At 55.1% G+C, this 14,392-nt stretch carries 15 protein-coding genes; 14 read left to right on the top strand and 1 reads right to left on the bottom strand.

The genetic code is table 11. The features are described 5' to 3' along the window. Positions 1–112: 112 nt before the first annotated feature. The 14 genes from paaA (at position 113) to EKL30_RS15135 (ending at position 13,554) form a co-directional block, all read left to right on the top strand. Positions 113–1,105 (top strand): 1,2-phenylacetyl-CoA epoxidase subunit PaaA, encoded by a 993-nt coding sequence (gene paaA / locus EKL30_RS15070; RefSeq protein WP_126708073.1) that lies wholly within the window; start codon positions 113–115, stop codon positions 1,103–1,105. Between the two features lie 49 nt (positions 1,106–1,154). Beyond that, positions 1,155–1,442 (top strand): 1,2-phenylacetyl-CoA epoxidase subunit PaaB, encoded by a 288-nt coding sequence (paaB, locus tag EKL30_RS15075; RefSeq protein WP_126708074.1) that lies wholly within the window; start codon positions 1,155–1,157, stop codon positions 1,440–1,442. Positions 1,443–1,450: 8 nt separating this feature from the next. Further along, positions 1,451–2,215, top strand: coding sequence for a 1,2-phenylacetyl-CoA epoxidase subunit PaaC (gene paaC / locus EKL30_RS15080; RefSeq protein WP_126708075.1), 765 nt, complete (start codon positions 1,451–1,453; stop codon positions 2,213–2,215). Between the two features lie 35 nt (positions 2,216–2,250). Continuing rightward, complete coding sequence (gene paaD, locus EKL30_RS15085) at positions 2,251–2,721, top strand: 1,2-phenylacetyl-CoA epoxidase subunit PaaD (RefSeq protein WP_126708213.1); 471 nt, start codon at positions 2,251–2,253, stop codon at positions 2,719–2,721. Beyond that, complete coding sequence (gene paaE / locus EKL30_RS15090; protein WP_126708076.1) at positions 2,721–3,803, top strand: 1,2-phenylacetyl-CoA epoxidase subunit PaaE; 1,083 nt, start codon at positions 2,721–2,723, stop codon at positions 3,801–3,803. The genes paaD and paaE overlap by 1 nt, the downstream gene beginning before the upstream one ends. Before the next feature lie 93 nt (positions 3,804–3,896). Beyond that, entirely contained in the window at positions 3,897–5,561 is a 1,665-nt protein-coding gene (gene paaN, locus EKL30_RS15095; RefSeq protein WP_126708077.1) for a phenylacetic acid degradation protein PaaN, read from the top strand. A gap of 56 nt (positions 5,562–5,617) precedes the next feature. After that, the gene (paaG, locus tag EKL30_RS15100) at positions 5,618–6,379 is read left to right on the top strand and encodes a 2-(1,2-epoxy-1,2-dihydrophenyl)acetyl-CoA isomerase PaaG (protein ID WP_370246275.1); all 762 of its coding nucleotides are present in this window, start codon (positions 5,618–5,620) and stop codon (positions 6,377–6,379) included. Further along, complete coding sequence (gene paaI / locus EKL30_RS15105; protein WP_126708079.1) at positions 6,379–6,849, top strand: hydroxyphenylacetyl-CoA thioesterase PaaI; 471 nt, start codon at positions 6,379–6,381, stop codon at positions 6,847–6,849. The genes paaG and paaI overlap by 1 nt, the downstream gene beginning before the upstream one ends. 47 nt (positions 6,850–6,896) lie before the next feature. Beyond that, positions 6,897–8,213: a phenylacetate--CoA ligase PaaK gene (gene paaK, locus EKL30_RS15110; RefSeq protein WP_126708080.1), complete on the top strand. Its 1,317-nt coding sequence runs from the start codon at positions 6,897–6,899 to the stop codon at positions 8,211–8,213. Positions 8,214–8,343: 130 nt separating this feature from the next. Beyond that, entirely contained in the window at positions 8,344–8,778 is a 435-nt protein-coding gene (gene acpS, locus EKL30_RS15115; protein ID WP_126708081.1) for a holo-ACP synthase, read from the top strand. An 11-nt stretch (positions 8,779–8,789) separates the two neighbouring features. Next, positions 8,790–9,848 carry a beta-N-acetylhexosaminidase gene (gene nagZ, locus EKL30_RS15120; RefSeq protein ID WP_126708082.1) on the top strand — a complete coding sequence of 353 codons (1,059 nt, stop codon included), beginning with the start codon at positions 8,790–8,792 and terminating at the stop codon, positions 9,846–9,848. Beyond that, complete coding sequence (gene uvrC, locus EKL30_RS15125; protein WP_126708083.1) at positions 9,811–11,634, top strand: excinuclease ABC subunit UvrC; 1,824 nt, start codon at positions 9,811–9,813, stop codon at positions 11,632–11,634. The genes nagZ and uvrC overlap by 38 nt, the downstream gene beginning before the upstream one ends. A 15-nt stretch (positions 11,635–11,649) precedes the next feature. Continuing rightward, positions 11,650–12,231 (top strand): CDP-diacylglycerol--glycerol-3-phosphate 3-phosphatidyltransferase, encoded by a 582-nt coding sequence (pgsA, locus tag EKL30_RS15130; RefSeq protein WP_126708084.1) that lies wholly within the window; start codon positions 11,650–11,652, stop codon positions 12,229–12,231. Positions 12,232–12,255: 24 nt separating this feature from the next. After that, positions 12,256–13,554, top strand: coding sequence for an MFS transporter (locus EKL30_RS15135; RefSeq protein ID WP_126708085.1), 1,299 nt, complete (start codon positions 12,256–12,258; stop codon positions 13,552–13,554). A gap of 6 nt (positions 13,555–13,560) precedes the next feature. Here the strand turns inward: EKL30_RS15135 and queF are convergent, their stop codons facing one another. Continuing rightward, positions 13,561–14,385: an NADPH-dependent 7-cyano-7-deazaguanine reductase QueF gene (queF, locus tag EKL30_RS15140; protein WP_126708086.1), complete on the bottom strand. Its 825-nt coding sequence runs from the start codon at positions 14,383–14,385 to the stop codon at positions 13,561–13,563. Between the last annotated feature and the right edge of the window lie 7 nt (positions 14,386–14,392).

Below are 14,392 nucleotides of genomic sequence, written 5' to 3' on the forward strand. Positions count from 1 at the left end.
GCGTCGAATACGATACGGATGCCGTCTTATTTGATACTAAAATCTGATTGACATCAATATTTTTGTATTAAATAATGAGAATTAGCGCCCACAAAAATATAAGGAGACTGCCATGTATGCTCAGCTTGTGGAAACTGGGGCGAAAACTATACGCACCGTCGACCAAATGACGGGGCCGGAACTTGGCTTCCAGCAGCGTATCGACGAAGGAATTCGGATTGAAGCCAAGGATTGGATGCCCGATGCTTACCGCAAGACACTGGTGCGTCAAATTTCGCAGCACGCTCACTCTGAAATTGTAGGCATGCTGCCAGAAGGTAACTGGATAACACGGGCGCCGTCTCTCAAGCGTAAGGCCATCTTGCTTGCCAAAGTGCAAGACGAGGCAGGGCACGGGCTATACCTATATAGTGCGGCCGAAACATTAGGCGTGTCGCGTGACGACTTGGTGGACGATTTACTGTCTGGCAAGGCGAAGTACTCCAGTATTTTCAATTATCCGACCCTCACTTGGGCCGATATCGGAATGATAGGCTGGCTGGTCGATGGCTCAGCCATCATCAATCAGATTCCGCTCTGCAGATGTTCTTATGGGCCCTACGCAAGAGCCATGGTGCGAGTCTGTAAGGAAGAGTCCTTTCATCAACGCCAGGGATACGACCTTTTGATTCAGATGTGCTTGCACGGTACGCAGGCGCAAAAGGATATGTGCCAGGAAGCATTCAACCGCTGGTGGTGGCCCGCATTGATGATGTTTGGTCCTTCTGACGCCGATTCGCCCAATAGCGCACAATCCATGCAGTGGCGTATCAAGCTTTTCAGCAACGACGAACTGCGCCAGAAAATGGTGGATCAAACCGTGCCCCAGGCTGATTATTTGGGGCTGAAAGTGCCAGATCCAGACCTCCGATGGAACGAAGAGCTCGGTCACTATGAATTCGGTGAAATCGATTGGGCAGAGTTTTATGCTGTGATCAAGGGCAATGGTCCGTGTAACCGTGAACGCCTAAAGGCGCGGGTTGACGCACATGAAGAAGGTGCGTGGGTGCGCGACGCATTCTCGGCATATGCCGACAAGCATGCTCGCCGACTAGCGGTCGCCTGACAATTTACATGGATGACAGGGCGGCGGTGGCGCCGCGGAGGATATGAAAATGAGTCAAACCGGATGGCCCCTTTGGGAAGTCTTTATTCGAAGCCAACACGGGCTCGCCCATAAGCATGTAGGCAGTCTGCATGCGCCCGACGCGGAAATGGCCATCAACAATGCCCGCGATGTCTATACGCGCCGTAACGAGGGGCTGAGCATCTGGGTCGTGAAGGCGAACGATGTGGTCGCCAGCAGTCCGGGCGATAAAGAACCGTTGTTCGAACCTGCTAATAGCAAGGTGTACCGCCATCCCACATTCTTCCCAATGCCCGAAGAAATCAAGCACATGTAGGGGGTTCCATGGATCAAGCCTTGTTTCAATATTTGCTTCGCATGGGCGACACCACGCTGATACTTTCACATCGGCTCGCCGAATGGACGGGACATGGCCCGGCGTTGGAAGAAGACCTTGCCATGACCAATGTGTCGCTCGATTTACTGGGTCAGTCACGAATGTGGCTGACATTGGCGGGCGACGTCGAAGGGGCGTCTCGCGATGAAGACCAACTCGCCTATTTGCGCGATGCACCTGAGTATCGCAACTATTTGTTGGTAGAGCGGCCGAACGGCCATTACGGCGACACCATCGCAAGGCAGTATTTTTTTGATGTCTGGCATTACTTTCTTCTTGACGCGTTACGGGTGTCATCGGAACAGCGTGTTGCCGCCATAGCCGAAAAATCGCTTAAAGAAGTTACCTATCACGTGCGACGTTCCTCCGATATTCTTGTGCGGCTGGGTGATGGCACGTCTGAAAGCCACGCCAGGATGCAGGCCGCCATGAACGATGCATGGCGTTTTGTTGGCGAGCTATTCATCGACGACGACATCGTCCGGACGATGGCCGAACGCAAGGTCGCACCCCTTCATTCGCAGTTGTGGGATGGCTGGCACGGCCACGTTCGCCAGACCGTCCACGAGGCGACACTGACACTTCCTGGAGATGATGAAGCCTATCATCCGGCCCATAGGGGCGGGATCACAGGCCGTCATACCGAAGCGCTCGGGTATATTCTTGCCGAGATGCAGCACCTGCAGCGCGCTTACCCAGGAGCCGCGTGGTGAATACACGGTCAACTTCCATCTCAAACGACGAGGTCATGGAGTGCCTCAGACGCGTTCCTGATCCGGAAATTCCTGTGTTATCGGTGGTCGACCTCGGCTTGATTCGGCAAGTCTCATGGGAAGGGCCGGTCTGTGTGGTGACGATTACGCCAACGTATTCCGGCTGTCCGGCCATGCAGGAAATTTCGACTGATATCAAGAACATATTGCACGCTCGTGGTGTCGATCAGGTTCGCATCGAAACACAACTGTCACCCGCCTGGACCACCGACTGGATGACTCCCGAGGGGCGCTCAGCGTTAAAGGACTACGGTATTGCACCTCCTGGTGAAAAGGCGATCGATATCTCGGGCATTACGCGCCGTGCCACCGATGTGCTCGTGGCCTGTCCGTTATGCGGTTCTAGCCATACTCGGCTTATCAGCCACTTCGGGTCAACTTCATGCAAGGCCTTGTATCGCTGCAACGACTGTGGCGAACCGTTTGACTACTTCAAGGCACATTAATGAATAATTTTTACTCGTTGAAGGTGGCATCGGTTGCCAAAAACACGCGCGATGCGGTGGTGGTTACGTTCGACGTACCCCAGGATTTGCACGAGAAGTTCTTTTTTCGCCCTGGCCAGTACCTGACCCTGCGCACCAGTGTAGACGGCGAGGAATTACGCCGTTCCTACTCGATCTGCGCTGCTCCCAGCGATAAGCAATTAAGGGTGGCCATCAAGCGTATGAACGATGGCACTTTTTCCAGCTGGGCTAACCAGCATCTGGAAGCGGGTCAGTCTTTAGAGGTCATGCCCCCAGATGGGCATTTCACCATTGATTTTTCAACTGAAAATGCGAATCGATACGTGGCCTTTGCCGTGGGTAGCGGTATCACCCCCATCTTGTCGCTGATCAAAAGCGCTCTCGATATTGAGCCCAACAGCAGTTTCACTTTGTTCTTTGGCAATCGCGCCTCGTCGGCGGTTTTGTTCCGCGAAGAGATTGAAGACCTGAAAAATCGCTATATGACGCGGTTCTCTCTGGTTTACATCATGAGCCGCGAACATCAGGATATAGAGCTTTTCAATGGCCGCCTGGATGGTCCGAAGGTCGAACAATTGCTTCGCCTATGGTTGGACCCTTCACAAATCGATTATGCGTTTGTGTGTGGACCCCAGGACATGACCGAGTCCGTCACGCAGGCACTCATCGATAAAGGGGTAGATAAGTCCCGGATCAAGTTCGAACTATTTGGTTCGCCAAAAGGACCGCGCGCGCTTCGTACCGGCCACGAGGCGCGTAAGGCGCCCGGTAACGATATGTGCGAAGTGACCGTTATACAAGACGGCATTACGCGAAACCTGACCATCGAAAAGAACAAGGATAGCGTACTGGATTCCGCCTTGGCGCAGGGCATCGAGCTGCCTTACTCGTGCAAAGGGGGGGTCTGTTCCACCTGTCGCTGCAAGGTCATTGAAGGCGAGGTCGATATGGACGCCAATTTTGCCCTGGAAGATTACGAAGTCGCCCGAGGCTTCGTGCTTTGTTGTCAGAGCTTTCCGGTCAGCGATAAGCTGGTAATTGATTTTGACCAAGAAACCTGATTGGTATTTCACTGGACGAGCGCTGCAGCGTTTGCCCACCAACAATAATAGGCCTGGCCTGTACGTCAGGCCAGTTTTTTAGGAGTGAGCCAAGTGTCTAAAGATTTTTTTAATGATCATCAGGAACTGCTAGAGCAAGCGGTTGCCGCAACGGCAAGCCGCGGGTACTGGAGTCCGTTTTCCGAATCGCCAAGTCCCCGGGTTTACGGCGAAACGGCGAACGATGACGCCAAGGCGGTATTCGAGGCTTATCAGGGCAAAGATTTCCCTCTACAACAAGAAGGGGCCACTGGCACTGTCGGAAATGAGCAATCGCCGTTTGGCTTTGCACTAGGCATCCGCTATCCCCAAGTGCCGGTTGAAACCTTGATCGCCCAGTCTGAACATGCACTCGAATCCTGGCGCGAAGCGGGTCCCCGCGTTTGGTCGGGCGTTTCGCTGGAAATTCTTAAACGACTAAACCAGCGTAGCTTCGAAATGGCATATGCGGTGCAGCACACGACGGGACAGGGATTCATGATGGCGTTCCAGGCCGGTGGTGCTCATGCCCAGGATCGTGGCGTGGAAGCCGTCGCGTATGCCTGGCAAGAGATGTCGCGCATTCCAGAACTGGTTGCATGGGAGAAACCCCAGGGCAAGCACGATCCTATCAAGATGCAGAAAAAGTTTACCGTCGTACCCAGAGGGATCAGTCTCATTATCGGTTGCTCTACCTTCCCGACATGGAATGGTTATCCTGGGCTATTTGCTAGTCTGGCGACCGGCAATACGGTCATCGTCAAACCGCATCCTGCAGCAATCCTGCCTTTGGCCATTACGGTAAGGATCGCTCGTGACGTTTTGGCGGAGGCAGGATTCGATCCTAATGTCGTATTGTTGGCGGCGCACAGTGCCAGCGACGATACGGCCCAGACTCTGGCCCTGAATCCGGCGGTCAAGATTATCGACTTCACAGGCAGCAGCGCCAACGGTAACTGGCTCGAAGAGCATGCTCGCCAGGCGCAGGTCTATACCGAGAAAGCCGGCGTGAATCAGGTCATTATTGATTCCGTTGATGATTTTAAAAACGTTGCTCGTAACCTGGCATTCTCTTTTGCGTTGTACTCGGGACAAATGTGTACAGCGCCGCAAAATATTTATGTGCCTCGCGATGGCATCAAAACCGCGGACGGACATCTGAGTTTCGATGAGGTGGCAGCCGGACTGGCTGAGGCGGTCGAAAAGCTGACTTCCGACCCTGCCAAGGCCGTGGAAATTACCGGCGCCATTCAGAATTCCGCAACCGTGCAACGCCTCGCAGATGCCAAAGCGCTAGGTTTGACAGTGCTTGCCGACAGTCGCAGCCTTCAGCATCCGCAATTCGAAAACGCTACGGTCCAGACTCCCTTGCTGTTGAAGGCAAATTCCAACGATCCAGCAATTTCGCGCGAGTGGTTTGGCCCAATTGTATTTGTCGTAGGAACGGAATCAACTGATAGCAGCATTGAATTGGCCAAACAGAAGGTTATCGAGCACGGTGCGTTGTCCTTTTCGGTCTATACCACTGATGACACGGTTGCTCGTAAAGCGCAGAAGGCAGCCGAGCGTGCCGGCGTATCGCTGTCGCTTAATCTGACAGGAGCAGTATTTGTGAACCAGACAGCGGCGTTCAGCGACTTCCACGGTACAGGCGCCAACCCGGCTGCGAATGCGGCCCTTTCTGATTCGGCCTATGTGGCCAACCGGTTTCGGGTTGTACAAACGCGCTGGCATGCCTGACTGATCACATTAAAAAAAAGGAGACAAAATTGATCTACGAGAGCATCGAGTTCGCGATGGACGGAGCCGTCGCGCGTATTACCCTGAATCGTCCAGACAAACTCAATAGTTTTACGCCGACTATGCACGCCGAGTTGTCTGACGCGATTACCCAAGCCGAAGCGAAGGCTGCCCGGGTCCTCGTCCTTTCGGGCAACGGGCGCGCCTTTTGCGCGGGCCAGGATCTGTCTGAACGAGAGATGAGCGCGGGATCGGCCCCCATTGACTTGGGCAATACCATTGAAAAATATTATGCGCCATTGGTACGGCGCCTTCGTGCCTTGCCCATCCCGGTCGTAGTGGGTGTCAACGGCGTGGCGGCGGGTGCAGGGGCCAACCTCGCTTTGGCCGGAGACATCGTCATTGCGAAACAGTCGGCGAGCTTTATTCAGCCTTTCTGCCGCCTTGGCCTTTTGCCGGACACAGGCGGCACCTATGCTTTGCCTCGCTTGGTGGGGCACGCACGCGCTATGGGGCTAGCCTTGCTTGGCGAAAAGCTTAGCGCACAGGATGCTGCCAATTGGGGCTTGATCTGGCAGTGTGTGGCGGACGATCAGTTCGATGCGCGTTTAAATGAATTGGCGGCGCATTTCTCGGGGGCCGCGACGAAAGGTCTCGCCTATACCAAGCATGCCTTGAATCAAAGTCTAAGCAATTCTCTCGACGAGCAGCTCGATCTGGAGCGTGATCTCATGCGCGAGTTGGGAAGCAGTGCAGACTATGCAGAAGGCGTCGCTGCTTTTCTCGGTAAACGCCAACCGGTATTCAAAGGAAAATAATGAACGCTTCGCCCGCTTCTGTAGAAGTGCAGGTTCAGATTCCAGATGATCCGCAAAAGTTGGCTGAGCTGACCGCTGCCGCTATGTATGAAAGCGATGCAGCGTCCCAGGCCTTGGGCGCGCGTGTTTTATCTGTGGCGCCGGGACAGGCTCAGATGTCCATGACTGTGCGTGCCGATATGCTGAATGGGCACAAAACTTGTCATGGGGGTTTCATCTTCGCACTTGCGGACAGCACATTTGCGTTTGCCTGCAATTCGCGAAATCTGGCCACCGTCGCGTCAGGATGTTCAATAGACTATCTGGCTCCAGGCTTCGAGGGCGATGTACTGACTGCAACCGCCGTCGAGTATTCCCTGGCCGGGCGGACCGGCGTCTACGATGTCCACGTGACCAACCAGCACGGCAAGCGGATCGCGATATTTCGCGGGCGGTCCTACCGGATAAAAGGCCAAATCGTAGGCGAGTAGTGATTCATGTACTTAATAAAAGTGACGATCAATGGCTGGAGACAAACATGACTGAATTGAATACACAAAATATAGGCCGCGAGGAAGTTGAGCACGCCAGCCAGGATGAACTCCAAGGCCTGCAGCTCGAGCGCATGAAATGGTCGCTGAAACACGCCTATGAAAACGTCCCTCATTACAAAAAGGCGTTTGATGACGCTGGCGTTCACCCCGACGACCTGAAGCAGCTCTCGGACATTTCCCGATTTCCCTTCACCACCAAGAAGGATCTGCGCGACAACTATCCCTTCAAGATGTTTGCCGTGCCACGTGAACAAGTTGTACGGATACACGCATCTAGCGGCACAACAGGAAAACCAACCGTGGTCGGATATACGGCCCACGACATTGCAAACTGGGCTGACCTGGTAGCCCGTTCGATATGGGCGGCCGGCGGTCGTCCGGGAGACATTGCCCATGTAGCCTATGGGTATGGGCTCTTTACTGGTGGACTGGGAGCTCATTATGGCGCCGAACGACTAGGCTGCTCGGTGGTGCCGATGTCTGGGGGGCAAACCGAAAAGCAAGTTCAGCTGATCCAGGATTTCCAGCCTTCGATCATTATGGTCACGCCTTCTTATTTTTGTAATATCCTCGAGGAAATGGAGCGCGAAGGGCTGGATCCTCGCGATAGTTCGCTACGCATCGGCATTTTTGGGGCAGAGCCGTGGACCGGCCAAATGCGTGCCGAGATTGAGCATCGTGCAGGTATCGACGCTCTAGATATCTATGGTCTGTCTGAAGTAATGGGTCCCGGGGTAGCGATGGAATGCGCCGAATCGAAAGATGGTCCGGTAATCTGGGAGGACCACTTTTATCCTGAGATCATCAATCCCGATACTGGCGAGCCGGTGGCCGAGGGCGAGCCCGGCGAATTGGTATTGACCTCGCTTACCAATGAAGCCATGCCGGTGGTGCGTTACCGGACACGCGATCTTACGCGCTTGCTGCCGCCAACGTCGCGCAGCATGCGTCGTATGGGCAAGATCACGGGCCGCAGCGACGACATGCTGATCGTTCGCGGTGTGAATATGTTTCCCACTCAGGTGGAAGAGGTCGTGCTCAGAATCCCCGAGTTAGCGGCGCAATATCAGCTAGTGTTGACCCGTAGCGGAAATCTTGACGAGCTGGAAATCCTGACCGAGGTCCGCCCCGATTTCGATCACTTGAGCGTTGCAGAACGTGATTTGCTGGCCGCCAAGCTCAAACATGCCGTGAAGACCTACATTGGGGTCACGGCGCGGGTTACGGTGCAAACCTCAGGGCTCGTAGAGCGCACCCTTACTGGGAAGGCGCGGCGTGTCGTGGACAAGCGGCCCAAGTAGACGGATCATTTTGGTTGTTCAAGGTATAACGGCCTTGCCAGAATTGGCGAGGCCGTTCCTGATTCCGCCGCAGGCAAGGTATCATTCTATAAACGGAGAGCCCGGCAACATTGAATCACCGGATGGATAAATGATCGCTCAGGCAGGAAAAGACAAGGTCGCTGGCATAGGCGTAGACCTATTGCGGGTCGACCGAATAGAAAAAGTGTTTGCGCGACATGGGATCCGGTTTGTTGAACGCATTCTCGGGCCGCAGGAGATCGAAAAGTTTCATCGGCGCTATCAGCGTGACCCGCAGCGTGGTATCCGTTTTCTGGCCACGCGTTTTGCAGCCAAAGAAGCATTTTCCAAGGCTATCGGCCTGGGTATGCATAGTCCGATGGCATGGTCGCGAATGCAAACATTGAACGAGGCCAGCGGCAAACCTCTCGTTATGCTTGCCGAGCCGCTTGCAGCCTGGTATCGCGAGCGTTTTGGTGCGGCGCATGTTTCAATTACAGATGAAAGCGATACGGTGGTGGCATTCGTCATGGTCGAAACGCTTACAGCAACACTCAAGGAATAACGGAAAACTGTATGACAGCCCAGCAGACGCGTGGAAGCTCGCCACCTGGACCGGTAATGGTCGATATAGAAGGCACATCACTCACGGATCACGAACGTGCCCGATTGAACGATTCGCTGGTTGGGGGCGTAATTTTATTTGCTCGCAATTTCGACCATCGCGAACAACTGACGGCGTTGTGTGATGCCATCCATGCCGAACGCGACGAGCCGCTGCTTATTGCTGTCGACCACGAGGGCGGACGGGTGCAGCGGTTCCGTACCGATGGCTTCTCCGAAATTCCCGCCATGAGCGTGTTTGGCGAATTGTGGGCCGAGGATTCACTTGCCGCGATGCGGTTGGCGACAGAAACCGGCTTTGTGCTGGGCGCCGAACTGCGTTCGTGCGGGGTAGACCTCAGTTTCACGCCAGTGCTTGACCTGGATTATGGGGTCAGCAAGGTCATCGGAAACCGGTCCTTTCACCGGGACCCCAGGGTTGTCACCATCCTGGCGCGCGCCCTGATCCAGGGGCTGATGTTGGCGGATATGGCGGCATGCGGCAAGCATTTTCCTGGCCATGGCGCTGTCGAGGCAGACTCACATCACGAGATCCCGATAGATCAGCGCAGCTTTGAAGAGATCATGCAGGAAGACGCCGCCCCTTATGCCTGGCTTGGCGATATGGTGCTTCCCTCGGTCATGCCGGCTCATGTGATCTACCCCAAAGTGGATCCCCATCCTGCAGGCTTTTCACGTCATTGGATTCAAAAAGTGTTGCGTCAGGACCTGGGCTATGACGGAGTGGTCTTTTCGGACGATTTGACCATGGAAGGGGCGACCGTCGCCGGCGATATCCTGGCTCGCGCCGACGCTGCCCTGAAAGCGGGTTGTGACATGGTGCTGGTTTGCAATCGGCCCGATCTTGCTGACGATCTTCTTGCCCGTTTACAGTTCGAGCACAGCCCCGAATCTATCCAACGTATACGCCGTCTGATGCCGCAGAAGCGCGCACGTGGCTGGGACGCCTTGCAAGCCGACGAACGCTATCAATATGCCAGAAGACTTCAATCTCAAATCGTTTCTGGCTGATTTGCCACATTTGCCGGGTGTATACCGGCATATTGATGCACAGGGCGAGGTCCTGTACGTGGGGAAAGCGCGCGACCTGAAGAAACGGGTCAATTCGTACTTCCAGAAAACACCTGACAGTCCGCGTATTGCCCATATGGTTGCCCGGGTGGTGCGCCTTGATGTAACGGTGACTCGATCTGAAGCTGAAGCCTTGCTGCTCGAGAACAATCTTATCAAGCGCCTGAAGCCGCGCTACAACATATTGTTCCGCGACGACAAGTCCTATCCGTATTTGATGTTCAGTGGCCACGAAACGCCCCGCATTGCCTACTACCGGGGCAGTACAAGCGGTAAAGGCCGCTACTTTGGCCCTTATCCCAATGCCTGGGCGGTACGGGAAACGATACAAATACTGCAGCGTGTATTTCGCCTGCGTACTTGCGAGGACAGCGTCTTTGCGAACCGGTCCAGACCCTGTCTGCTGTATCAGATTGGCCGCTGCTCAGCACCTTGCGTGAATCTGATTCCCCACGATGAGTATCTCGCTGATGTCGAGCGCGCGGTACGCTTCTTGGACGGGCACGCCAAGGAAGTTTTGCACGAAATCGAAATGCGAATGCGTAAAGCATCCGACGAACTGGAGTTCGAGCGTGCGGCCGTGTTGCGTGACCGCATGGGTGCACTAGCCAGGGTCTTGCAGCAGCAGTCCATGGAAAAAGTGGGCAATGACGATGTCGATGTTATTGCCCTGGCGTCTGCGGGTGGACGGGTATGCGTAAACTTGGCCATGGTCCGTGGTGGCCGCCATTTAGGCGATAAACCGTTCTTTCCATCACACACACTGGACGACAGTCCGGGCGATGTGCTGGCAGCATTCGTTGGGCAGCACTACGTCGACAATGGAATGCCCGCTGTATTAGTGTGTTCGCATCCTTTGCCCGATCCAGAGCTTATTTCCCTACTCGCCGAACAAACCGGTGTCAAGGCGCGAGTGATCATCAAGCCGCAGGGTATGTACAAAACGTGGTCAGAACAGGCCATGAAGAACGCTGAGATGGCGCTTGCACGTGTATTGACCGAGTCCACCGCTCGAGCTGCACGCACTTTGGCACTGGCCCAGGTGCTAGACCTTGATACCGACGAAGCCTTTCTCGACGCCCTACATATTGAATGCTTTGATATCAGCCACACTGCTGGTGAAGCCACTCAGGCGTCTTGTGTCGTGTACCGGCACCACGACATGCAACCCTCTTTGTATCGCCGCTACAACATCGCCGGGATCACGCCCGGCGACGATTACGCTGCCATGCGGCAGGTTCTGACCCGGCGGTTCTCGCGTGTGGCGGACGGCCATGCCGAAATGCCCGATGCGGTACTGATCGATGGCGGCAAGGGGCAGGTGGAAATCGCCCGACAGGTGCTGGTGGAGCTTGGCCTGGATACGCATACGATAGTTGGGGTGTCCAAAGGAGAGGGGCGCAAGGTCGGCCTCGAGACTTTAGTGTTCGCCGACGGCCGCGAACCGGCGGCTTTGGGCATCGAATCCGCAGCGCTTATGCTTGTCGCGCAAATCCGCGATGAAGCTCACCGGTTTGCGATTACCGGCATGCGTGCCCAGCGCGCGAAGGCACGGAATGTATCGCGTCTTGAGGAAATCGAGGGTGTCGGAGCCAAGCGCCGCCAGAAGCTGTTGGCCCGCTTTGGCGGATTTTCGGGTGTTGTGGATGCCAGCGTGGATGATTTGCGCTCAGTTGACGGAATTTCGGCCGAACTCGCCGAGCGTATCTATCATGCGCTGCGATAAGGTAGTATTCAGGCTATGCCTTTTAACTTACCCATTGCCCTGACGTGGCTACGCATAGCCATGATCCCGCTTATAGTGGGGCTGTACTATATTCCGGCGGACTGGATTTCAGTCCCGATGCGCGATATGGTTGGCTCGCTGGCGTTCATTATTGCGGCCCTCACCGATTGGTTTGATGGCTGGCTAGCACGCCGCTGGAATCAGACTTCTTCATTTGGGGCTTTCCTGGATCCCGTCGCAGACAAGTTGATGGTATGTGCCGCATTGCTTATTTTGCTTGACTTGAACCGCGTCGATTCCTTTATTGCGCTGGTGATCATCGGGCGCGAAATCACCATATCGGCATTGCGCGAATGGATGGCAAAAATCGGGGCAAGCGGAAGTGTCGCGGTGCACCGTCTTGGCAAATTCAAGACTGCCGCGCAAATGATTGCCATTCCCTGCCTCTTGTACTGGCAACCGATCTACGGCATATCTACTGAAATTGTCGGTCAGGTTCTTATCGTAATCGCCGCAATCCTGACGGTTTGGTCGATGTGCTATTACCTGCGCCGCGCCTGGCCAGAAATCCGTGACAAAACCGATCGGCGTAGTTGAGCGCCTTTTTTCGAGCTTTTTCGTATGACCGCCGCGATTTTAGATCCTGTTGACAATTTTTCCCTGAAACGGAAGGACTGGCTGATTATCAGTCTGGTGGGTACGGTGCACGCCAGCTCCCACTTCTTTCAGTTGGTGTTGCCAACGCTTTATTTGTCGTTGGCCCACGAATATGGCTACGATTTTGCGAAGTTGGGGTTGCTGGCATCTGCCTTTTTCCTGGTTTCTTGCCTAGGTCAGGCATCTTCGGGGTTCGTCGTCGATCGTATAGGCCCTGCGCCCGTGCTCCGGTTCGGGCTAGCCTGTTTTGTCCTGTCGGGCATCCTGATCGGAGTCTCCAGCAACTATTGGATGTTACTTTTAGCCGCTGTGGTGGGCGGTATTGGTAATTCTGTTTTTCATCCTGTGGATTTCTCTATCCTCAATCACAGGGTCAGCCCTCACCGTTTGGGCCATGCCTTCAGTACGCACGGACTGACCGGGAATTTGGGCTGGGCATTGACCCCCGTCTTTATGGCGACCATTATTTACTTGGCAAACTGGCGAATCGCCGCCTTCGCCGCAGCGGCGCTAGTAGCGTTCGTTTTGTTGCTGACTTGGCTAGGACGTGGTTTGCTCGAAGGAAAAAATCAGGGGGATGCCAGTCTATCCGCCGATCGCTCCGAGATCAGCAACAGGGCAAGTGCGGCACCAGACCTTTCCAACCAGACGGCGTTCCAGACACTGGCCACTTTGTTGGCTCAGCCCGCTCTGTGGGGAGCCTTCCTGTTCTTCGCTTTCACCTCGATGGCCTTATCGGCCGTACAGAACTACACCATTCCCATGCTGGATCAGGTTTACGGGATCGACAAGATTCTCGCGGGAACGACGTTGTCGGCGTATATGGTGGCAGCGGCGCTCGGAATGCTTGTTGGTGGATTTCTTGTCAGTTCTACGCCCAACACAGAGCGCATCGTGGCCGTTTCGCTGCTGGTAGCCGGCGCTTTGTTATTAGTGCTCGCTAACGGCGGGGTGCCGCCTGCTTTTGCGGTCACGCTAATCGCCATGGCCGGTTTTTGTTCCGGTGTATCGGCGCCATCGCGCGATATGCTGATTCGGCGCGTAACCCCAAAAGGCGCGACGGGCACCGTATATGGGCTGGTTTATTCGGGTATGGATGTTGGTTCGTCTCTCGCACCGGCCGGATTTGGCCTGATGCTGGATGCGGGCTACGTACAGGGGCCGTGGTTCGGCGCTGCAACCGGATTCGCGGTCGCCGCCATGTTGGCCCTGTGGGTTGCCAGGTCGGCCAGCCGCGCTACGTTGAACACCGCAGGCGCTTAAGCATCGTTACTGTCGTATCGTACGAGCATGACTGACACTGGCCGGCTGGCTGCTGCGCCACGGGTTGATGTCAAGCCCACCGCGCCGGGTATAGCGCGCATACACCAGTAGCGATTCCGGTTGGCATGCGTACCATATATCGCAATACATTTGCTCGACGCAATGTTCGTGAAACTCGTTGTGACGGCGCATCGACACAATATATTCAAGCAAGCTGGCCCGATCAATTGGTGGCCCGGTATAGCTCACCTGCACGCTGCCCCAGTCGGGCTGCCCCGTTACCGGGCAGTTGGATTTAAGCAGATCCGACATCAAGGTCTCTGTGACAGTTTCTGCGCTGCTCAAGGTCTGCAATATGCCAGCCGAAGGCTGATAGTTCGTAATTTCGATATCGGCCCCGTCAATGCAAACGCCTTCCATCGGCTGACAGAGCAGGGTGCCGGAGCCAATGCCGGTGTCGATGTCTGTTGCAACCGCAGCGCCGCAAGCAGCGGCCAAGTCGCTCGAGATACGCGCGCGCACGACTTCGGCACTATCGAAACGTTCTTCGTTCAGCGAATTCAAATACAGCTTGAGGGACTTGGATTCAACCAATCGAGGGCTGTCAGGGGCGAATATGAATCGGGCAATCGCGACTACCGGTTTCCCTTTCGGGTTGAGCCAGGATATCTCGTAGGCATTCCAGATGTCCTCGCCATACCACCGGTGGGGGACATTAAGCTTCTTGCGATTCAGGCTCCGATCTATCGGAAACAATAAAGTTGGATCGTAGGCGGCGGGGTAGGCCACTTCGTGCCCCAAAGGGGCGTCGTCAAGGATAGGATCGTGCATGGCGAAT

The sequence above is a fragment of the Candidimonas sp. SYP-B2681 genome (assembly GCF_003971065.1).
GTDB lineage: Bacteria > Pseudomonadota > Gammaproteobacteria > Burkholderiales > Burkholderiaceae_B > Pollutimonas.

Bases quoted from the DNA above. Each gene is read 5' to 3' on its own strand.
- paaK (WP_126708080.1), top strand. From the start codon at position 6,897: ATGACTGAATTGAATACACAAAATATAGGCCGCGAGGAAGTTGAGCAC.
- queF (WP_126708086.1), bottom strand. From the start codon at position 14,385: ATGCACGATCCTATCCTTGACGACGCCCCTTTGGGGCACGAAGTGGCC.
- paaD (WP_126708213.1), top strand. From the start codon at position 2,251: ATGGAGTGCCTCAGACGCGTTCCTGATCCGGAAATTCCTGTGTTATCG.
- EKL30_RS15135 (WP_126708085.1), top strand. From the start codon at position 12,256: ATGACCGCCGCGATTTTAGATCCTGTTGACAATTTTTCCCTGAAACGG.
- paaI (WP_126708079.1), top strand. From the start codon at position 6,379: ATGAACGCTTCGCCCGCTTCTGTAGAAGTGCAGGTTCAGATTCCAGAT.
- acpS (WP_126708081.1), top strand. From the start codon at position 8,344: ATGATCGCTCAGGCAGGAAAAGACAAGGTCGCTGGCATAGGCGTAGAC.
- paaG (WP_370246275.1), top strand. From the start codon at position 5,618: ATGGACGGAGCCGTCGCGCGTATTACCCTGAATCGTCCAGACAAACTC.
- paaA (WP_126708073.1), top strand. From the start codon at position 113: ATGTATGCTCAGCTTGTGGAAACTGGGGCGAAAACTATACGCACCGTC.
- nagZ (WP_126708082.1), top strand. From the start codon at position 8,790: ATGACAGCCCAGCAGACGCGTGGAAGCTCGCCACCTGGACCGGTAATG.
- paaB (WP_126708074.1), top strand. From the start codon at position 1,155: ATGAGTCAAACCGGATGGCCCCTTTGGGAAGTCTTTATTCGAAGCCAA.
- pgsA (WP_126708084.1), top strand. From the start codon at position 11,650: ATGCCTTTTAACTTACCCATTGCCCTGACGTGGCTACGCATAGCCATG.
- uvrC (WP_126708083.1), top strand. From the start codon at position 9,811: ATGCCAGAAGACTTCAATCTCAAATCGTTTCTGGCTGATTTGCCACAT.
- paaC (WP_126708075.1), top strand. From the start codon at position 1,451: ATGGATCAAGCCTTGTTTCAATATTTGCTTCGCATGGGCGACACCACG.
- paaE (WP_126708076.1), top strand. From the start codon at position 2,721: ATGAATAATTTTTACTCGTTGAAGGTGGCATCGGTTGCCAAAAACACG.